Below are 15649 nucleotides of genomic sequence, written 5' to 3'. Positions count from 1 at the left end.
AAATGAATAAATATAATCCGATTTTTAAAGATTTTTGGACTATAATCTGTTTTTTATCGTTGTTCTCATTGATTTTATCGCTGTCAATTTTATTATGTACGAAAGGCGGCTGGTCGCCTTGGCTTTTGCGACAGGTAGGCCATGATTTGCGGCGAACAGCGCATGACGGTCGACACGGTGCGGGTGGAGGTGCCCGCCCGGCTGCATCTTGGGTTCCTCGACATGGAAGGCGGGCTGGGCCGGCGCTTCGGCAGCCTGGGCCTGACGCTCGACGGGCTGGGAACGGAACTGATGCTGATGCGCGGAAGGCCGGGAGGCGATCTCTCCGTCCGGCCTGCCTGCCGGGCGACGGACTATCTCGACCGGCTGTGCGGTGCGCTGGGTTTGGAAAACCGCTTTTCCCTGAGGCTGGGCCGGACCATCCCGTCCCATTCCGGGCTTGGGTCTGGCACCCAGCTGGCGTTGGCCGTCGGGGCTGCCCTGTCGGCGATGACCGGCCGGCCGCTGCCGCCGCGCCGGGTCGCCAGCCTGCTCGACCGGGGGGCGCGGTCAGGCATCGGCGTTGGCGCCTTCGAGCAGGGCGGCGTCATTCTGGACGGCGGCAAGGGCGCGTTGGACGAACCGCCGCCGGTGATCAGCCGCATGGCCCTGCCGGAGCCGTGGCGCATGCTGCTGGTGTTCGATGACGCCAACCGCGGCCTGTCCGGCACGGCCGAGACGGTCGCCTTCCGCGATCTGCCCCCCTTCCCGGCGGACAAGGCGGCCTATCTGTGCCGGCTGGCGCTGATGGTCGGATTGCCGGCGCTGGCGGAAGGGGATGCGATGCGGTTCGGCGCCGCCGTGACCGAACTCCAGAGCGTGGTCGGCGATCATTTCGCCCCGGCCCAGGGTGGGCGCTTCAGCAGCCCGGATGTCGCCGAGGTTCTGCGCTGGCTACCGTCGGCCGGCGCCACGGGGGTTGGGCAGAGCTCCTGGGGGCCGACCGGCTTTGCCATCTTCGGCGATGCGGCATCGGCGGAGCGGGCGGCGGAGGGCGCGCAGACGCGCTGGCGGACACGGCCCAACCTGCGTTTCGTCGTCTGTCGGGGGCGGAATCACGGTGCGGTGGTGGAAACTTTCTCCGATCGAAGCGCAGTCGCTGCCGGATATGAAACAGTCGCAAAAAAGACAGCGTGAATATGTAAGGTGAAAGACAGTGCCATGAAGCGAACCGAGGACTTCGTTTCATGGAAAAGCCCTATATCATGCACGCCATTACTCCGGTAAAGGCGGTCAGTCCATTCGACATCAACATGGCGTGCGATGCCGGCTATGGCATCATCGTGCCTTACACCAATGTCGAGACTGGCGAGGTGCCGGGTCTTGTCCAGGACATGATCTTTTCCCGCGCTCCGGGCGACGCCAAGCGGACCGGTCTGTTCATCGCCGGCCGCGATATCCTGACGGCGCTGGACATGCTGGAGGCGGCGCGCCGGGCCATGGTCCCGCCGTTCGAAATCTCGGTCTTCGCCGATCCGTCCGGCGCCTACACCACCGCCGCGGCGATGATCGCGAAGGTCGAGGCTCAGCTTGAGAAGGTTGGGTTGGCGTTGGCCGGATCGCGGGTCGCGGTGTTCGGCGGCAAGGGACCGGTTGGCGGTGTCGCTGCGGTGCTGGCCGCGCGTGCCGGTGCGTCCGTTCAACTGGTCGGCCATGACGGTGCGGCGTCCGTAACCGAGCGGGCGACCTCCTACCGTCAGCGGTTCGGCGTGACGCTGGGCGCGGTGGATGGCTCGACCGACGCCCACAAGGCCGCCATCCTGGCGGAAACCGATGTGGTGCTGGCGGTCGCCCGTGCCGGCGTCCAGGTGCTGAGCCGTGCACAGATCGCCGCCGCCCCATCGGTGCGGGTGGTGGCCGACGTCAATGCCGTGCCGCCGGCCGGCGTGGAGGGGGTGGACGCCTTCAGCGATGGCGTGGCCATCGACGGGACCGACGCCGTCGGCATCGGCGCGCTCGCCATCGGCAACGTGAAGTTCAAGACCCAGCACGGCCTGTTCAAGGCGATGCGCGAGGCGGCGAAGCCGGTCTATCTGGCCTTTGACGATGCCTTTGTCCTGGCCCGCGCCCAATGCCGGAAAGCGGCGTGATTCTGGTGGCCGCCCTGTCGGGCCGGGCAATCGCCCAGGCGGTGGTGCGCACCGGGGTCGCCGTGGCGACGCTGGACCAGTTCGGCGACGCCGACCTGCCGCTGCCCGCCCGTTGCGTGGCCGGCGATCCCGTCACCGGCTTCGACCGGGAGGCGCTGATCGCCGCCGCCCGGACGCTGGCTCCGCCGGGCAGCGGTCTGGTCGTCGGATCGGGGTTCGAACAGGCGCCCGGCCTGCTGGCCGCCTTGATGCAGGCCGGTCCTTATCGGCTGCTCGGCAACCGGCCGGAGGTGGTGCGGGCGGTCAAGGACCCGGCCGGCTTCGCCGCGCGGCTGGCGGTGCTGGGGCTGGAGGGGTTGGAGATTCGGCATCCGGAAACGCGGGTGGCGATGCCAGACGATGCGATCCCCGAGGACTGGCTGGTCAAACGGGTTGGTGCGGCCGGGGGCTGGCACGTCGCTCCCTGGGCCGGAGGTCCGCTGCCGGACGGTCATTATCTGCAACGGCGGGCGGCGGGACGGCCAACCTCCGTCGCCTTCATCGCCGACCGCACCGGCCGGTGCGAAACGGTGGCGATCAGCCGGCAATGGGCCGATCCGGCGCCCGATGCGCCCTTCCGCTATGGCGGGGCGGTGCTTCCGGCGGCGGTGCCGACTTCATTGGCCGACCGGCTTGCGGAAGCGGCGCGCCGCATCGCCGCCGCCTTCGGGCTGGTCGGGCTCAACAGCCTGGACCTGCTGGTCGATGAAGAGTCGGTGACGGTGCTGGAGGTCAATCCGCGTCCGGGGGCCACGCTCGACCTGCTCGAACGCCACCGGCAGGGTGGGGTGATGCGGGCCCATCTCGACGCTGCCGCCGGACGCGGCTGGACGCTGGGGGAGGCGCGTCCGGGCGTCGTTGCCGGTGCGGTGGCCTATGCCGCCTCCGCCCTGACGATGCCGGCGGATTTCCCCTGGCCCCCCTGGTGCGCCGACCTGCCTCGGGCCGGCAGCGCGGTGGGGGTCGGACTGCCGCTGTGCAGCGTCACCGCCTGGGGCGGCGACGAGGAGGAAGCGCGGCGCCGCCTGTCCTGCCGGATCGAACGCATCGTCGCGGACTGCACGCGGCGGGCCTGTATTGTGGAGAGAACCGCCGATGTCGTCCCTTCCCTTCAGTGTTAGCCGGCTTGCCGCACCCCTGGTCCATGCCCTGGTGGCGGACGCCGCCATGCTGCGGATCGGGGTGGAGCGGCACCCCGCCGGTTGCACCGTGATCGATGCCGGCATCGACCGGCCCGGCAGCCTGGAGGCCGGGCGCCGCATCGCCGAGATTTGCCTGGGCGGCGCCGGCAGCGTGCGCATCGGCTTGGACTCTCCCTTCGCCCATTGGCCGGCGCAGGTGACGGTGACGGCCGCCGATCCGGTCCTGGCCTGCCTCGGCAGCCAATATGCCGGCTGGAGCCTGTCGGGCGAGAAATTCTCGGCCTTGGGATCGGGGCCGGGACGCGCCCTGGCGGTGAAGGAGCCTTTGTTCGCCGAACTCGGCTACCGCGACATGGCCGACCGCGCCGTGCTGGTGCTGGAGACGGACAAGTGGCCGCCGGCATCGGTGGTGGAAAAGGTGGCGCGCGACTGCGGCGTGCCGGCGGAGCGCGTGACCCTGATCCTGACGCCGACCCGCAGCCCGGCCGGCATCGTCCAGATTGTCGCCCGCGTGCTGGAGGTCGGGCTGCACAAGCTGCACGCCCTGCATTTTCCGCTGGAGCGTGTGCGCGACGGCGTCGGCTGTGCGCCGTTGCCGCCGCCGGGACGCGACTTCGTCCAGGCGATGGGCCGGACCAACGACGCCATCCTGTTCGGCGGCACCGTCCATCTGCTGGTCGACGGTCCTGACGACGACGCGGCCGATCTGGCGGCCCGCCTGCCCAGCTCGGCCTCCGCCGACTATGGCCGGCCCTTCGCCGACCTGTTCGCGGCGAGCGGCTTCGACTTCTTCAAAATCGATCCGATGCTGTTCAGCCCGGCCCGCGTGATCGTCACCGCCTTCGAGAGCGGACGGAGCTTCAGTGCCGGGGCGCTAGCACCGTCGCTGCTCGACCGCTCCTTCGGCATCGGCGGGTAGGGGAGGCCGGGCCATGGGGCGGACCCGCATCGCCATCTTCGTGGACGGCGCCGACTGGCACACCCGGCGGCTGACCGCCGCCTTCGCCCGCCTCGGCGCCAAGGCTGTCCCAATATCGCTCAGCGCCTGCGGTTTCGGTCCGGAGGGGGCGGTGATTCCGGGGTTCGATGGCGGGCTGCCCGACGCCTGCCTGGTCCGCACCATCTCAGCCGGCAGTTTCGAGCAGGTGACGCTGCGGCTTGGCGTGCTGCATGCGCTGGTCCATGGCGGGGTGCCGGTCGTCAACACCCCCGTGTCCATCGAACGCTGTGTCGACAAGAGCGCCACTGCCTTCCGGCTGGCCGCCGCCGGGATACCGACCCCGCGGACCTGGAGCGTCGCCGATCCGGTCCAGGCCTCCACCATCCTGGCCGCCCTTCATGCCGAGGAACGGTCCGCGGTGCTGAAGCCGCTGTTCGGGTCGCAGGGCAAGGGGCTGCGCCGGCTCGATCCCGGCATGGCTCTGCCCGGTTCCGACGAGATCGCCGGTGTCTATCACCTGCAGGAATATGTCGGTGCGGCCGATGGCGGCTGGTTCGACTGGCGCGTTTTCGTGGTGGATGGGCGTCCGTTGGCCGCCATGGTCCGCCAGGGCGATCACTGGATCACCAACGTCAAGCAGGGGGCGCGCTGCCATCCGGCCAGTCCGGGCGGTGTGCTGGGCGATCTGGCGGTGGCCGCCGCCGCCGCCGTCGGTGCCGATTATGCCGGGGTGGACGTGATCCGTGCGCCCGACGGCCGGTTCCTTGTGCTGGAGGTCAACAGCATGCCGGCATGGCGCGGCCTGCAGGCGGTGACGCCGGTGGACGTGGCGCAGGCGCTGGCCGATCTGGTCCTGGCCCGTCTGGCATCGGCCTCGCCGGTATCGGCGGACGCGCGGAGGGCTGGATGAGCGCCCTGCTGCCGACCCCGCTCCACGATTGCCGGGCCTTGGTGGAGGAAGCGGTGTTCACCGCCTGCCGGCTGGAACTGATGGCGCTGAAGCCCGGCAACGTCCACATCCATGCCGAAGGCCATGGGATGAGCGTGACGCAGTTCCTGGACAGCGCTGCGGCCATCGCCCCGATCCTCGCCACACCGGGCCGCCGGGTGGGGGAGACGATCCTACGCGCGGTCGCGGCGACACGGGAAGTCGCCGGCTGCAACACCAATCTCGGCATCGTCCTGCTGCTGGCGCCGCTCGCCGCCGCCGTGCTGTGCCGCGATAAGGGCGAGCCGTTGCGGCTGAGGTTGGCGCGTGTGCTCGATGGGCTGAGCGTCGCCGATGCCGCCGACGCCTTCGCCGCGATCCGTCTGGCTCTGCCGGCCGGGCTGGGAGAGGCCCGGCAGCATGACGTCGCCGCGGCCCCGCGTGTCGATCTGCGCGCCGCGATGGCTGCGGCGGCCGACCGCGACCTGATCGCCCGGCAGTATGCCACCGCCTTCGCCGATGTCTTCACCTTCGGCGTTGCGCGTGGAGGCTCGGCCCTGCGTCGCGGCGCCAGTCCGGCGGAGGCGGCGAGCGCCATTCATCTGGGCTTCATGGCGCTGCACCCCGACACCCACATCGCCCGCAAGCATGGCGCGGCGGTGGCGGAGCGGGTGCGGGCGCAGGCGTTCCGGCTGGAGCGGCGCCTTTCCACCGGTCCGACGTTCGGCACCCATTCCGGCGTCGCCCGCCGGCTCCTCGCTTTCGACCGCGCGCTGAAGCGCCGCGGCCTCAATCCGGGCACGTCCGCCGATCTGACGGTGGCCTGCCTGTTCGTGCTTCGGCTGGCCGGCGAACTGCCGGCCGGACCGTGGCCGCCGGACGACAACCGGCGGAATCTGATCGAACCAACCATCGCAAGGGACGCGCAATGCCTAAGATCGACAAGGTTATGGTCGGCGAAGCTCTGGTGGGCGACGGCAACGAGGTCGCTCACATCGATCTCATCGTCGGTCCGCGCGGCAGCGCCGCCGAGACCGCCTTCTGCCAGACCCTGACCAACCAGAAGGAAGGGGTGAACGGCCTGCTGGCCGTGCTGGCGCCGAACCTGATGGTCAAGCCCTCCACGGTCATGTTCAACAAGGTGACGATCAAGAACGCCAAGCAGGCCGTGCAGATGTTCGGCCCGGCCCAGCGTGCCGTCGCCCTGGCGGTCGCCGAATGCGTCGAGGACGGCACCATCCCGGCGGACGAGGCCGACGACCTGTTCATCTCGGTCGGCGTCTTCATCCATTGGCAGGCGGAGGACGACCGCAAGATCCAGGACTACAACCACGAGGCCACCAAGCTGGCGCTGAAGCGCGCCATCGCCGGCAGCCCGACCGCCAAGGAGATGCTGGACGGCATGGCCGCCGCGGTTCACCCCTTCGCCGCCTCCTGACCGGAAACCGGCTGACCGGAGACGAAGCGGGACAGCGTTCCGGCGTCGAGGCGCCGGTCGTGGAGCGCGCTGGCCACCAGCACGGCATCGGTTCCGTGCCGCGCCAGCGCCTCCAGGTCCGCCGCATCGCGCACCCCGCCGGCGCCCCACACCCGAACCCCCGGGCGTCGGGCCGCCAGCGTGGCGATGCGGTCGAGGTCAGGACCCTCGCCCGAGCCGACCCGGTCCAGCGTCATGGCGATCACCCGCGAGGGCCAGAGTCCGGCATCCTCGTGCAGCGCCGCCGGTCCCAGCGCTTCGCCCCGCCGGACATCCAGCGACAGCGCCACCCGGTCCCCGCCGGCCAGCGCCAGCGCCGCTTCCAGCGTCTTGCCGTCGGTCTGGCTTTCGCTGCCGATCACCAGATGCCGGAGTCCGGCGTCGAACCAGCGCTGGCAATCATCCGCCGTTGCCAGCCCGGCATCGACCCAGAAGGCGACCTCCGGCCAGCGCGCCTGGAGGGCGGCGACGGTGGAGCGATGGTCGCCATTCCCGCGGATCGCGTCGAGATCGGCGACATAGCAGGCGCGGAAGGGTTGCAGCGCCAGCAGCGCGGCCACGATATCCTGTGGGGCCGATCCGGCGGTCAGCGCGCTTTCGATGGGGCGGTAGCGGTCGCGCTCCCCCCGCTTGGCATGAACCACCTGCCCGCCCAGCAGGTCGATGACGGGAACGATGTCCATGGAGAACAGCCTTCGTCGGATTCTGGTCTGCGAGTATGTCACCGGCGGCGCGCTGTGCAACGGGCCGCTTCCGACCGACCTGATGGCGGAGGCCAACGCGATGGTCGCGGCCCTGGTCGGCGATCTGGTCGCGCTGGATGGACTGCACGTCACGCTGTGCTGGGACAACCGCCTTGCCCCACCGTCTTTCCCGGCGGACCGGGTCGCCCTGTTCCCGGTTGCCCCGGGCGAGGAGCCGGAGGCGCGCTGGCGCGCCGCGGCCGCCCTGTGCGACATGGTCTGGCCGATTGCGCCGGAAAGCGACGGGCTGCTGGCGCAGGTGACCGCCCTGTTCCGCGACACCGGCCGGCCGGTGGTCGCCTGCGCTCCCGACGCCATCGTTCTGGCGTCGTCGAAGACGGCGACGGCGGCCCGGCTGGCCGCCCACGGCATCGCGACGATTCCCACCGTCCCCTTCGGCGCCCCGCCGCCGCCCGCCGCCCGCCATGTGGTGAAGCCGGACGACGGCGCCGGCTGCCTCGACACATTCATCGTCGACGACATCGCCAGCTGGACGCCGCCGCACGCCGGCCGCTGGATCGTCCAGCCGCTGATCGAAGGCGAAGCATGCAGCCTGTCCATGCTGGTCGATGCCATCGGCGGGGTGAGATTGCTTGGCTGCAACCGCCAGAAGGTGGAGCGCGGGAGCGGGAGCTTCTCTTTCCACGGTGTCGAGGTCGGGGCGATGGAGCACCGCCGCGCCACCTGGGAGCCGCTGGCCCGCGCAATTGCCGCCGCGATCCCGGGTTTGCGCGGCTATGTCGCCGTGGACCTCATCGACCGGCCCGATGACACGGATGGGAATGGCCCGGTGGTGGTGGAGGTGAACCCGCGCCTGTCCGTCGGCTATTCCGGGCTGTCGCGGGTGCTGGGCTGGAACCCGGCGGGCGACATCCTGGTTCTGTTCCACACCAGATCGGCCGATGCCGGCCGGGAGGATGCGCATGTCTGACACCCGTGGAACGGCCCCCAATGGAACGGCAGTCATCGGCTGGGACATCGGCGGCGCCCATCTGAAGGCCGCCTGGGCGGAGGATGGCCGACTGTGCGACGCTGTGCAGGTGCCCTGCCGGCTCTGGCAAGGGCTGGGCGAGCTGGACACGGCATTGACCACGGTTCTGGAACGCCTGCCGGCCGGCGCCGACCATGTGGTGACGATGACGGGCGAACTGGTCGATCTGTTCGACGACCGCACCCAGGGCGTGCACACGTTGATCGACCGCATCGCTGAGGCCGTCCCGCCGGGGCGGCTGCGCGTTTATGCCGGGCGGCGCGGGCTGCTGTCGCCGCAGGAGGCACGCGGACAGGTGATGGACGTGGCATCGGCCAACTGGATGGCGACCGCCGCCGTGGTCGCCAAGCGGCTGCCGGCGGCGCTGCTGGTCGACATGGGCAGCACCACCACCGACATCGTGCCGGTGCGCGACGGCGAGGTGGCGGCCCGTGGTGTCACCGATCATGACCGCATGGCGGTGGAGGAGCTGCTCTATACCGGACTGACCCGGACGGCGGTGATGGCGATGGAGCGCACCGCCCTGGTCGCTGGCGAGCGGCTGCCGATGATGGCCGAGTATTTCGCCACCAGCGCCGACCTCTACCGCGTTCTGGGCCGGCTGGACGAGGCGGCGGACCAGCATCCCGCCGCCGACAATGGGCAGAAGACGGTCGAGGCCAGCCTGCGCCGGCTGGCCCGCATGGTCGGCCATGATGCCGGCGATTACGATCCGGCGGTCTGGCGGGCGATGGCCGGCGATCTGGTCGAGCGCCAGCTGCGCTGCATCCACGATGCCGCTTCGCGGGTGCTGTCGGCCGGCGCGCCGCCCTTGCCACAGGATGCGCCCGTGGTCGGGGCCGGTGTCGGGCGTGCCGTGGTGCGGGAGGTGGCTGGCCGGCTCGGCCGCCCCTACCTGGATTTCTGCGATGTGGTGGGGGCTCCCGGTCAGGGTTGGGTCGCAAGCTGCGCCCCCGCCGCGGCCATGGCGCTGCTGGGCTGAGGGAACCGGGATGAGCCGCGCCTTCGTCAAGGAAAGCGATGCCGAGACCGAGGGCCCGCTGCCCCAGGTCAACGGGCCGTTGCATGTGTCCGCCGCCACCGTCGCCGCCTGGCAGGAGGAGCTTGCCGCGGCTGACGCGGAGATGGCGCAGCTGCGCGGTTCCGATGCGCCGGAGGACCGGCAGGCGATGAGCAGTGCCAAGCGGCGCGCCGACCTTCTGCGCGCCCGGCTGGCTGCCGCCGTGGTGGTGCGCCCGTCCGGCCCGGCCGAGGAAGCCGGCTTCGGCTCCGTCGTTGTGGCGGAGGATGAGACCGGGCGCCGCTGGACCTTCACGCTGGTGGGCGGGGAAGAGGCCGATCCCGCTGCCGGCCGCATCAGCTGGCAATCCCCGTTAGGGGAGTCGGTGGACGGGTGGGCGACGTGGTGGACTGGCCGCGCCGGGGCAAAGCCCTATCCCTTACCATCCGTTCGGTCTCGCCGAGCTGAGCGGCTACAGATATCTCAAGGAATTCCTCTGTATAGGCGACGATTTCAGGCCAATCCGCGACGGATTCTGAAAATTAGATTCAGTGGACATGTGTAAAGAATCTGTCATAAACTGCGCCTCTCAACTGAAAAAATCTTGGACAGTTCGGGATAATCCCCAGAACAGCCGGGACCACTCCAACAGAGTGGTCCCGGTCTCGAAGAATCGTGTCTTTGAACAGGGAAGAGAGGGCACAGATGAAGACGCTTTTCCGCTCCGCGCTGCTCGCGGGCATGGTCGCGATGGCGCCGATGGCCGCCATGGCGCAATCGGGATCCCCTCAACCGCTTGCGCATTGGCCGGCGGAGGCTGCGGCGAGCCTCAAGGCTCTGGTGTCCGCCAATGCCGGCAAGGGCGCCTATGCGGTGTTCGATGCCGACAACACGCTGTACCGCTACGACCTTGAGGAATCCCTGCTGCCCTATCTGGAGCGCAAGGGCGTGCTGTCGCGCGAGAGCATGGATCCGTCCTTGAAGATCATTCCGTTCAAGGACATGAACGGGCACAAGGAAAGCCTGAACAGCTATTATTACCGGCTGTGCGAGATCGACGATCAGGTGTGCTATCCGTGGGTGGCGCAGATCTTTTCCGGCTTCACCCTGGCCCGGTTGAAGGGCTTCGTCGACGAGATGCTGGCCGATGGCAAGCCGATCCCCGCCACCTACTACGAGGGCGACGCGGTCAAGACGGTCGAGGTCAGCCCGCCCAAATTCTACACCGGCCAGCAGGAACTGGTGAACCATCTGACCGCCAACGGGATCGACGTCTATGTGGTGACCGCCGCCAGCGAGGAACTGGTCCGGATGGTCCTGTCCGATCCGAAATACGGCTACAACGTCAAGCCGCAGAACGTCATCGGCGTCACCATGCTGCTGAAGAACCGCTCCACCGGCGAGGTGACCACGGCACGCAAGCTGATCGCCGAGGGAAAATACGACTGGGCGAAGACGATGGACCTGGAACTCGGCACCTATCTGTGGGCGCCGCTGACCTGGTTCGCCGGCAAGCATGCGGCGATTCTCACCTATATCGACCAGTGGAAGAAGCCGGTCCTGGTGGCCGGAGACACCCCCACCAGCGACGGCTACATGCTGCTGCATTCCACCGACGCGGCGAATGGCGGCTTGCGGGTCTGGGTCAACCGCAAGGACAAGTATATGAAGCAGATCAAGCAGATGTGGGAAGCCGCCGCCGCCGGGCAGGCGGACCAGAAGCTGCCGGTCCTCGCCGACCGCAACTGGGTCGTCGTCCAACCGAACGATATCCAGTGACATCGGCGGCTCTTGCCCGCCATCGCCCAAAACAGGAAGGCCCCGACCGCTGAACCGGCCGGGGCCTTTGTTTTTTCCCAACATCCGCGCCGGTCGTCGCCGGTTCAGCCGCCATCCAGCGCGCGCAGCAGGGGGCGGATCTTCACCATCATCTCGTCATGCTCGCCACCGGGATCGGAATCGGCGACGATGCCGCCGCCGGCCTGGGCGACGACGCGGTCGGGCGTGACGGTCAGGGTGCGGATGACGATGCTGCTGTCCATCGCCCCGTCGAAGCCGATCCAGGCCACCGATCCGCAATAGGCGCCGCGCCGAGAGGACTCCAGCTCGTCGATGATCTCCATGGCACGGATTTTGGGCGCGCCGGTGATCGAGCCGCCGGGGAAGGTGGCGCGCAGCAGGTCGACCGGCCCCAGCCCCGGCTTCAGTTGTCCTTCGATGACCGATACCAGATGATGGACGGAGGCGAAGCGCTCCACCCCGCACAGGACCGGCACCCTGACGCTGCCGATGCGCGCCACGCGGCCGATGTCGTTGCGCAGCAGGTCGGTGATCATCAGGTTCTCGGCCCGATCCTTGACGCTGTGTTCAAGCTCGCGGGCGAGCGCCTCGTCTTCCTCCGCCGTGGCGCCGCGCGGGCGGGTTCCCTTGATCGGACGGGTTTCCATGCGGCCGTCGGCGTCGAGCCGGATGAAGCGTTCCGGCGAGGCGCTGGCCAGACCGGTGCCGCCGGGCAGCGACAGGCAGGCCGCAAAGGGGGCGGGGCTGCGCGCCAGCAGGCGGCGGTAGAGGTCGAGCACCGACAGGCCCGCCGGGCGGTCGGCCAGGAAGCGCCCGGTGAAATTGGCCTGGAAGATGTCGCCCGCGCGGATGTACTCCAGCACCTGCTCCACCCGGTGGCAATACTCGTCGCGCTCGATCTCGGGCTGCCAGGGCGCGGTGGCGGGGTTGGGCGGCGGCAAATCGCTGGGCGCCGCTGCCAGCGCATCGGCGAAGGACTGAAGGCGGCGGGCGGCGCGGAGGCGGCGGCTCACCGGGCTGCGTTCGGGAAATCCATTGGACAGGACCCAGCCGCGCCGCTCCTGTTCATCGAACACGATGACCGTGTCGTAGAGCCCGAAGGCCATGTCGGGCAGGCCGCTGTCGTCGCCATGCCGTGCCGGCAGCCGTTCCAGCACCTGACCCAATTCATAGCCGAGGAGGCCGACGGCGCCACCGGTGAAGGGAACGGGCAGGTCGGCGGGAACGGGCAGGCGATGGGCGTCCAGTTCCCGTTCGAGCGCGGTGAACGGATCGCCGGCAACCGCCTCGCCATCCACCGTGACGGAGCCGCCACGCGCTTCGACCGTGCGGAAGGGATCGACGGCGACGATGCTCCAGCGGCCCCGGCCCCCGGCTTCCGCCGCGCTGTGCAGAAGGGTGGCGAAAGGCTGGCCGGACCAGGGTGCGAAGGCGGTGACCGGATCGCGGTAGGGAATTTCGCGGATCAGCAGCGGACACTCGTCGCCCGCGCTCTCCCCGGCCGGGAGGTCGAAGACAAGGCCGTCATGCGGCATGTGTCATGCTCCGGTGCTGGGGGTGAAGGACTTGACCCAGAAGCGAAGAGGTTTGGCGGTTTCTTCCCGGTCGCAGGAGTCGCACCAGGACAGGGTGCCGCCGATGTCCGGCTCCAGCCGGTAGCCCAGCCGCCGCCATGCGGCATCGGGCGTCCGGTAGGTTTTCGGGCGGCGGGGATGGTCGGTTGAGCGCACGATCTCGCCGAAGGCGGCGGATGCGAAACGGCCGTCGTCGCGGATATGGGATTCGCCGATTTCGAGCAGGGCCGTTCCGACACCCCGCCCGCGGTGGGAGGGCAGGACCACCACCTCACCGAAATAGAAGATCGCGCTCGGGTCGCGGCCGGCATGGGTGAAGGGATCGCTCAAGGCGTCGATTTCCTGGTCGAGCGGCGCACCGGTGACCGCCGCGACCATGCGGTTGCGGTCGAAAGCGGCGAGGATGAGGCCGCCCGGCAGGCTGCCGAGATCGGAGAGATACCGTTCCTCGTACGCGGCCGACCCGCGATAGAGATAGGGGAACTCGCCGAGCACCGCCAGCCGCAGGGCGGCCAGCTCCTCCAGCCGGTCGGCCAGGGCGACGCCGGCCAGCCGCTCCACCTGCATGTCGCCCGGCTCCAACCCTGGCCCCGGCTCCAACCCCGCGCCGCGCGCCTGTGCATCGGCATGCGGCCGCAGCCCGTGAGGAGGCAGGGGCCGCGCCGGAAGAGCGGCGGCGGAGCCCCCTTCCGGAAGCGCCCCCGGGCTCACCGTGCCGGCACCGGCAGGAACCGGCGCAGGAACGCGAAGCGTACCGGGCGCGGAGCGGCGGCGGTCTGGCCGAAGCTCTGGGTGATGCGGTCGAGGACGATCGCCAGCAGAACAACGCTGAGCCCGCTTTCGAAGCCGAGCGCGATGTCCAGCCGCTGGATGCCTTGCAGCACGACATTGCCCAGGCCGCCGGCACCGATCATCGAGGCGATGACGATCATCGATAGCGCCATCATCATGGTCTGGTTCACCCCGGCCATGATCGAGGGCAGGGCGTTCGGCAGTTGGACCTTGAACAGAAGCTGGCGGTCATGGCAGCCGAAGGCCTTGCCGGCCTCCACGATCTCGGCCGGAACCTGCTGGATGCCGAGCGAGGTCAGGCGCACGGCCGGCGGCATGGCGAAGATCACGGTGGCGAGGATGCCCGGCACCCGGCCCAGACCGAAGAACATCACCGCCGGGATCAGATAGACGAAGGCCGGCATGGTCTGCATGAAGTCCAGCGTGGTGCGGACGATGCTTTCGACCACGCGGTTGCGCGCCATCCAGACGCCCAGCGGCACGCCGATCAGCAGGCTGAGCAGGGTGGCGGTCAGGACCAGCCCCAGGGTGGAGGCGGTCTCCGTCCACAGCCCCATGCCGGCGATCAGCGACAGGGCGGCGACCGTGAAGACGGCGAAGCCGATGCCGACCCGCCACAGGGAGGTCGCGACGATCAGCCCGATCAGCAGCCAGGCGGGCGCGCCCACCAGCACGAAGTCGATGGCGCCGCCGAAGCCGTTCACCACCGTCGCGATGGCGTCGAAGGTCGGCTGGAAATGGTCGAGCATGAAGGTGACCAGTTCCTCGACCCATTTGCCGATTCTGATTTCGAAGTCCATCGGTCAATCCCCCCGAACCAAGGTGTGGAGCATGAGGGCGCGCGAGATGGCGCCGAGGAAGTTGTCGTCGTCGTCGACGACCGGCACCGGCCATTCGCTGTCAGCGACCAGGGCGAGCAGGGAATGGATCGGCGCCGCGGCGTTGACCGTGCGGACGCCGGGCAGGAAGGCATTGACGAAGCGCGGCTGCGGACCGTTCAGCTCACGCTCCAGCGTCGCCCGCGAGACGATGCCTTCGAAATGGCCTTCCGGGGTGCGGACATAGCCGAAATTGTGGTCGTTCTCGCGCAGCTGCTGCAAGGCGGGAGCCAGTTCGCCGGGCAGGCGGATGACCGTGTTGGTCGCCTCGAACCGCGCGACGTCGCCGGCCCGCAGCACCTTCGAGGCATCGACGTTGCGGAAGAAGGAGCGGACGTAATCGTCGGCCGGCCGGCTGAGGATCTCGTAGGGCGTGCCGACCTGGACGATGCGCCCGCCCTCCATGATGGCGATGCGGTCGCCGATGCGCATCGCCTCATCGAGGTCGTGGGAGATGAAGACGATGGTGCGCTGCTGTTCGCGTTGCAGGCGCAGAAGCTCGTCCTGCATTTCGGTGCGGATCAGCGGGTCCAGCGCGGAGAACGCCTCGTCCATCAGCAGGATGGTCGGATCGTTGGCGAGCGCGCGGGCGAGGCCGACGCGCTGCTGCATGCCGCCCGACATCTCGCGCGGGTAACGGTGGGCATAGGTGCCCAGGCCGACCTGCTCCAGCGCCTGCTGGGCCGCCTTGTGGCGCTCCGCCTTGGAGGCGCCGGAAATTTCCAGGCCGAAGGCGGCGTTGTCCAGCGCGGTCAGATGCGGCATCAGGGCGAAGGACTGGAAGACCATGCCCATGTTGCGGCGGCGGGCCTGGATCAGGTCGGCCTTCGACATGCTGACCAGATCCTTGCCGTCCAGCAGGATTTCGCCGCTGCTGGGCTCGATCAGCCGGTTCAGCAGGCGGATCATGGTGGATTTGCCGGACCCCGACAGCCCCATGATGACGAAGATCTCGCCGGCGCGGACCTGAAAGCTGGCGTCGAGGACACCGACATTGACGTTCAGCTTTTCCAGGACCTCCGCCTTGCTGGCGCCCTGGCGCAGCATCGACAGGGCGGGCTTCGGATCGGCCGAGAAGACCTTGTAGACGTTCCGCACCTCCAGCCGGACCGCCGCATCCTCGCCGATGCCCGTCCTGGCCGCTCCGCGGGGAAAGCCAAGGCTGGCAGGGCCGCCGACCGAGACCGCGCTTCGCATCATCGTGTTCATCGGCGTG

Annotated in this window: 16 protein-coding genes; 11 read left to right on the top strand and 5 right to left on the bottom strand. The window is 69.2% G+C overall.

Annotation, left to right across the window (positions count from 1 at the left end; genetic code table 11):
- Positions 1-162 precede the first annotated feature (162 nt).
- Genes VH569_RS08945 through fae form a run of 7 tightly spaced genes read left to right on the top strand, consistent with a single transcriptional unit; the run spans position 163 to position 6616 of the window.
- Entirely contained in the window at positions 163-1176 is a 1014-nt protein-coding gene (locus tag VH569_RS08945) for a beta-ribofuranosylaminobenzene 5'-phosphate synthase family protein (RefSeq protein WP_423315032.1), read from the top strand.
- A 50-nt stretch (positions 1177-1226) separates the two neighbouring features.
- Complete coding sequence (locus VH569_RS08940) at positions 1227-2129, top strand: NAD(P)-dependent methylenetetrahydromethanopterin dehydrogenase (protein ID WP_423315031.1); 903 nt, start codon at positions 1227-1229, stop codon at positions 2127-2129.
- Positions 2126-3289: an ATP-grasp domain-containing protein gene (locus tag VH569_RS08935; protein ID WP_423315030.1), complete on the top strand. Its 1164-nt coding sequence runs from the start codon at positions 2126-2128 to the stop codon at positions 3287-3289. Before VH569_RS08940 ends, VH569_RS08935 begins: the two co-directional genes overlap by 4 nt.
- Positions 3264-4229, top strand: a complete 966-nt coding sequence (gene mch, locus VH569_RS08930) for a methenyltetrahydromethanopterin cyclohydrolase (RefSeq protein ID WP_423315029.1) — start codon at positions 3264-3266, stop codon at positions 4227-4229. Before VH569_RS08935 ends, mch begins: the two co-directional genes overlap by 26 nt.
- A 13-nt stretch (positions 4230-4242) precedes the next feature.
- Positions 4243-5160, top strand: a complete 918-nt coding sequence (locus tag VH569_RS08925) for an ATP-grasp domain-containing protein (RefSeq protein ID WP_423315028.1) — start codon at positions 4243-4245, stop codon at positions 5158-5160.
- Entirely contained in the window at positions 5157-6233 is a 1077-nt protein-coding gene (locus VH569_RS08920; protein ID WP_423315027.1) for a triphosphoribosyl-dephospho-CoA synthase, read from the top strand. The genes VH569_RS08925 and VH569_RS08920 overlap by 4 nt, the downstream gene beginning before the upstream one ends.
- Entirely contained in the window at positions 6128-6616 is a 489-nt protein-coding gene (gene fae / locus VH569_RS08915; RefSeq protein WP_244592669.1) for a formaldehyde-activating enzyme, read from the top strand. Before VH569_RS08920 ends, fae begins: the two co-directional genes overlap by 106 nt.
- Here the strand turns inward: fae and VH569_RS08910 are convergent.
- Positions 6595-7338: a HisA/HisF-related TIM barrel protein gene (locus VH569_RS08910; RefSeq protein ID WP_423315026.1), complete on the bottom strand. Its 744-nt coding sequence runs from the start codon at positions 7336-7338 to the stop codon at positions 6595-6597. The genes fae and VH569_RS08910 overlap by 22 nt on opposite strands.
- On the opposite strand from VH569_RS08910, the gene VH569_RS08905 reads away from it, so the two are divergent.
- The 4 genes from VH569_RS08905 to VH569_RS08890 all read left to right on the top strand — a co-directional run bounded on the left by VH569_RS08905 (position 7337) and on the right by VH569_RS08890 (position 11168).
- Complete coding sequence (locus VH569_RS08905) at positions 7337-8329, top strand: ATP-grasp domain-containing protein (protein WP_423315025.1); 993 nt, start codon at positions 7337-7339, stop codon at positions 8327-8329. The two genes, VH569_RS08910 and VH569_RS08905, sit on opposite strands and share 2 nt — an antisense overlap.
- The gene (locus tag VH569_RS08900; RefSeq protein WP_423315024.1) at positions 8322-9371 is read left to right on the top strand and encodes a hydantoinase/oxoprolinase family protein; all 1050 of its coding nucleotides are present in this window, start codon (positions 8322-8324) and stop codon (positions 9369-9371) included. The genes VH569_RS08905 and VH569_RS08900 overlap by 8 nt, the downstream gene beginning before the upstream one ends.
- Positions 9372-9381: 10 nt before the next feature.
- Positions 9382-9954 (top strand): GreA/GreB family elongation factor, encoded by a 573-nt coding sequence (locus tag VH569_RS08895; protein WP_423315023.1) that lies wholly within the window; start codon positions 9382-9384, stop codon positions 9952-9954.
- Between the two features lie 140 nt (positions 9955-10094).
- The gene (locus VH569_RS08890; protein WP_423315021.1) at positions 10095-11168 is read left to right on the top strand and encodes a haloacid dehalogenase-like hydrolase; all 1074 of its coding nucleotides are present in this window, start codon (positions 10095-10097) and stop codon (positions 11166-11168) included.
- A gap of 104 nt (positions 11169-11272) precedes the next feature.
- Here VH569_RS08890 and pabB read toward each other — a convergent pair whose 3' ends face one another.
- From pabB to proV, 4 genes are all read right to left on the bottom strand, one after another.
- Positions 11273-12724 (bottom strand): aminodeoxychorismate synthase component I, encoded by a 1452-nt coding sequence (pabB, locus tag VH569_RS08885; RefSeq protein WP_423315020.1) that lies wholly within the window; start codon positions 12722-12724, stop codon positions 11273-11275.
- Between the two features lie 3 nt (positions 12725-12727).
- Positions 12728-13330, bottom strand: coding sequence for a GNAT family N-acetyltransferase (locus VH569_RS08880; RefSeq protein WP_423315019.1), 603 nt, complete (start codon positions 13328-13330; stop codon positions 12728-12730).
- A gap of 140 nt (positions 13331-13470) precedes the next feature.
- Complete coding sequence (locus VH569_RS08875; RefSeq protein WP_423315018.1) at positions 13471-14355, bottom strand: ABC transporter permease; 885 nt, start codon at positions 14353-14355, stop codon at positions 13471-13473.
- Between the two features lie 3 nt (positions 14356-14358).
- Positions 14359-15642 (bottom strand): glycine betaine/L-proline ABC transporter ATP-binding protein ProV, encoded by a 1284-nt coding sequence (gene proV / locus VH569_RS08870; RefSeq protein WP_423315017.1) that lies wholly within the window; start codon positions 15640-15642, stop codon positions 14359-14361.
- Between the last annotated feature and the right edge of the window lie 7 nt (positions 15643-15649).

Source organism: Azospirillum sp. 11R-A (genome assembly GCF_049472615.1).
GTDB lineage: Bacteria > Pseudomonadota > Alphaproteobacteria > Azospirillales > Azospirillaceae > Azospirillum > Azospirillum palustre.
This window is presented reverse-complemented; position numbering and strand designations above follow the sequence as displayed.